This window comes from uncultured Nostoc sp. (assembly GCF_964247315.1).
Lineage (GTDB): Bacteria > Cyanobacteriota > Cyanobacteriia > Cyanobacteriales > Nostocaceae > Nostoc.
This window is the reverse complement of the sequence record NZ_CAXTTT010000237.1, coordinates 1-3,844: the sequence shown is the minus strand read 5'-3', so window position 1 is coordinate 3,844 and position 3,844 is coordinate 1. Positions and strand designations below refer to the sequence as shown.

The following is a 3,844-nucleotide window of genomic DNA, read 5'->3' as shown; positions in this document are numbered from 1 at the left end:
CGCGCAGCCTGTAAGAGCTTCCGCCTTGACGTTTCCGTGTTCCGCGCAGCCTGTAAGAGCTTCCGCCTTGACGTTTCCGTGTTCCGCGCAGCCTGTAAGAGCTTCCGCCTTGACGTTTCCGTGTTCCGCGCAGCCTGTAGGAGCTTTCGCCTTCACGTTATCAGAAACAGACTTGTGTTACAGCATCTTCCCTTAAATAGAACAGGCTTTTGAGGTACAGCACTGCTGTGCCTCAACAATAAATATGGTTTCAATTGCCAAAAAATGTTATAGGGAATTTAAATTTTAGGCTTTTTCAGAAAAATCAACAATTTCACGTATGACAACTTTTTCAACAATTGTCCACTATAGAGTTATCAGGAATTTAGAAAAGGAGTATTAATTATGGCAAGGTCAAAACGCAATTCACGTACTATTGGCAAAGCTGAACTACGTCTAGCAAGCATTAAATCTATTAGTCCAACTCTCAATGTCGGAGAGAGCTTAACAGTCAAAGATTATACTGAAAAAATCGAAAGTCTCCGTCAATCTCTAGAAGCATACAATACTACCCTCTCCACTATTGATGTCTTACTAACCCAGATCATTGAAAATGAACAAGATTTGGCAGACTATTCTGAGAAAATTTTGCGTGGTATTGCTTATAAATATGGTAATGATAGCCATGAGTATCAGATGGCTGGAGGTATTCGTAAAAGCGACCGCAAGCGTGCTGTGCGTCAAAGCCTGGTTTTACCGAAGTAAGTAGGCGCGATTAAACGCGATCGCATAAATTACCAACCAGAATTACTGATTTAGCTTTGATTGGGGAGCGATAGCAATTGGATTACTCTTGTACCAAATAAAAGTGCGATCGCAAAACCTAACCTGATATTTTGAGAGAAGCAAAACCATTTTGTCTCATTCCCAGCCGAAAACTGGGAATGAGGTTTTAAAAGAGTTTTAACTTATAGTTGATACCAGTTACAGCGGTTTTTCGACTTTTGCAAAAGGTCTAATCTGTTAGCTTTGAGTTACAGCCTCTTTTGCCAAGAACTTCTCTAATTCTGTCAGCGCATCAGCATCAACCTTAGTTTGCATTGGGCAGAACTTAGGCCCACACATCGAACAAAACTCAGCAGTTTTATAGATATCTGCTGGTAAAGTTTCATCGTGATATTCCTTAGCTCTTTCTGGATCGAGTGATAATTCAAACTGACGGTTCCAATCGAAGTTGTAACGCGCCTTGGAAAGTTCATCATCTCTATCTCTTGCACCAGAGCGATGTCTAGCAATATCAGCCGCATGAGCTGCTATTTTATAAGCAATCAACCCATTCCGCACATCTTCGGCATTTGGTAGACCCAAATGTTCTTTAGGTGTTACATAACACAGCATTGCAGTACCGTACCATCCAGCCATTGCAGCTCCAATAGCTGAAGTGATGTGGTCATAACCGGGAGCAATGTCTGTCACCAATGGTCCCAAAACATAGAAAGGTGCTTCCGAACACTCTTCCATCTGCTTACGGACGTTGAACTCAATTTGATCCATTGGCACGTGTCCAGGCCCTTCCACCATCACCTGTACATCATCTTCCCAGGCTTTGCGAGTTAATTGTCCAAGGGTTTTCAATTCAGCTAATTGTGCTTCATCTGAGGCATCATGGGTACAGCCGGGACGCAGGGAATCTCCTAAACTGAAGGAGACATCGTACTTTTTGAAAATCTCAATAATATCTTGGAAGTGGGTATAAAGCGGGTTTTGTTTGTGGTGATGTAACATCCACCGCGCCAAAATACCGCCGCCGCGAGAGACAATACCAGTGAGCCGATTTCTCACCAAAGGCAAATGCTCAAGCAAAATCCCCGCGTGGATAGTTTGATAGTCTACTCCTTGCTGGGCGTGCTTTTCGATGATATGAAGAAAATCATCAGCAGTTAGATTCTCGATTGTGCCGTGGACGCTTTCTAAAGCTTGATATACTGGCACTGTACCAATGGGAACAGGTGAAGCCTTGATGATTGCGGTACGAATTTCATCCAAGTTACCGCCACCTGTGGACAAATCCATCACGGTATCAGCGCCGTACTTCACCGACAGATTCAGCTTATCAACTTCTTCCTGAAGATTAGAAGAGTTGGGAGAAGCGCCGATATTAGCATTTACCTTACATCTAGAAGCGATGCCAATAGCCATCGGCTCTAAATTAGTGTGATTAATATTAGCGGGGATAATCATTCGTCCCCGCGCTACTTCCTCACGAATGAGATCGGCCGGGAGATTTTCCCGTTTGGCGACGTAGTGCATTTCTTCGGTGATAACACCTTGGCGGGCGTAGTGCATTTGAGATACATTACTTTGCCCACGTCGTTTAGCAACCCATTCAGTCCGCATATTGTAATTCCTCAATAAACAGCTTCCCTTCGCTGGTATTACCCAGACTCAGGTGTTAAGGGTTTGATCTCAGCCTGGTTATATAGGCACCCCTAGCATGGATGTAGTGTAGCACCTTGGTTATATCTGGGAGCAAAGATGTTAACAATTTATGAGGTACACAATTTGGGATTTGAGATTGCCAAAGATTTAGGCGCGAATTTCATTGGCACAAGCACGACCCTGTTCAACATCGGTAATATTAGCAAAAGTTGTTTCTGCAATATTATAGAGAGCTTCTGCTGTAAAAAAAGCTTGATGTCCGGTAATGAGTACATTGGGGAACGTTGTCAGACGCTGGAAAATATCATCTTGAATAATTTCCCCAGACAAATCCTCAAAAAACAATTCCGATTCTTGTTCGTAGACATCTACAGCCAGATAGCCAATTTTACCAGACTTCAATCCCTCAATCACTGCTTGGGTATCAATCAGCGCTCCTCGGCTAGTATTAATTAGCATCACACCTGGCTTAATCTTTTCTATAGCCTCAGTGTTAATTAAGTGATGGGTTTCGGGAGTCAGGGGGCAATGCAGGGAGATAATATCGGAGTTGGCAAATAGCTCAGGTAGTTCTACATACTTTCCACCTAGCGCTTCCAATTCGGGATTGCGATAAACGTCATAGGCAAGTAGCTGACAGCCAAATCCCTTCATAATCTGTCCTAAAATCAGACCGATTTTGCCAGTGCCGACAATTCCCACTGTACGCTCATGCAAATTAAATCCCAACAGTCCATCTATAGAAAAATTGCCTTCTCGGACACGGTTATAGGCACGATGAATTTTGCGATTTAAGCTCAAAATCAATCCTACGGCGTGTTCTGCTACCCCATAAGGTGAATAGGCGGGAACACGCACAACAGTAATTCCTAAATCTGCTGCGGCTTGTAAGTCTACATTGTTAAACCCCGCACAGCGAAGGACAACCAGACGAGTTCCCCCTGAGGCGAGAATCTCTAAAGTTGGGGCATCAACCTGGTCATGCACAAATACACAAACCGCCGGAAATCCGGCAGCCAGGATAGCTGTATCTCGATTTAAACGGGGTTCAAAAAACACTAATTCGTGTTGAATGGGAGAATTTGCAGCTGACAAAAACTGCCGATCGTAGGCTTTTGTACTGAAAACTGCTACTTTCATGCAAAACCTCAGATTTTATGTATGCTGCACGGTGTTCGAGTAGATAATACCTTGACCTTTAGAAAAGCGATGTCTACAACGAGCGTAGCTGCGGCATTTTAAACTTTTTTTAATTGATACTCTGGCAATGCCAGTTAAGCGATCGCACTCCAGCACTCTCAATTAAAAGCTATTAACGACCAGGTATTATATAGCACTTCTCGTTTTAATGCAGTACACCACGATAAACGGCAGCAATTCCAAATTCAAATTTTGACAACAGGTACAGTCTACCTTGAGGATAAAG

The 3,844-nt window shown here is 43.3% G+C and carries 3 protein-coding genes and 1 riboswitch; of the genes, 1 reads left to right on the top strand and 2 read right to left on the bottom strand.

Annotated features, from left to right (window positions below; translation table 11 throughout):
• Positions 1–384 precede the first annotated feature (384 nt).
• On the top strand, positions 385–744 hold the full coding sequence (locus ACFE93_RS34180; RefSeq protein ID WP_375480512.1) for a hypothetical protein: 360 nt from the start codon (positions 385–387) through the stop codon (positions 742–744).
• 258 nt (positions 745–1,002) lie between these two features.
• Here ACFE93_RS34180 and thiC read toward each other — a convergent pair whose 3' ends face one another.
• Complete coding sequence (gene thiC / locus ACFE93_RS34175; protein WP_375480510.1) at positions 1,003–2,376, bottom strand: phosphomethylpyrimidine synthase; 1,374 nt, start codon at positions 2,374–2,376, stop codon at positions 1,003–1,005.
• Between the two features lie 7 nt (positions 2,377–2,383).
• A riboswitch (TPP riboswitch) is annotated at positions 2,384–2,480 on the bottom strand.
• A gap of 85 nt (positions 2,481–2,565) precedes the next feature.
• On the bottom strand, positions 2,566–3,558 hold the full coding sequence (locus ACFE93_RS34170; protein WP_375480508.1) for a 2-hydroxyacid dehydrogenase: 993 nt from the start codon (positions 3,556–3,558) through the stop codon (positions 2,566–2,568).
• Positions 3,559–3,844: the final 286 nt, after the last annotated feature.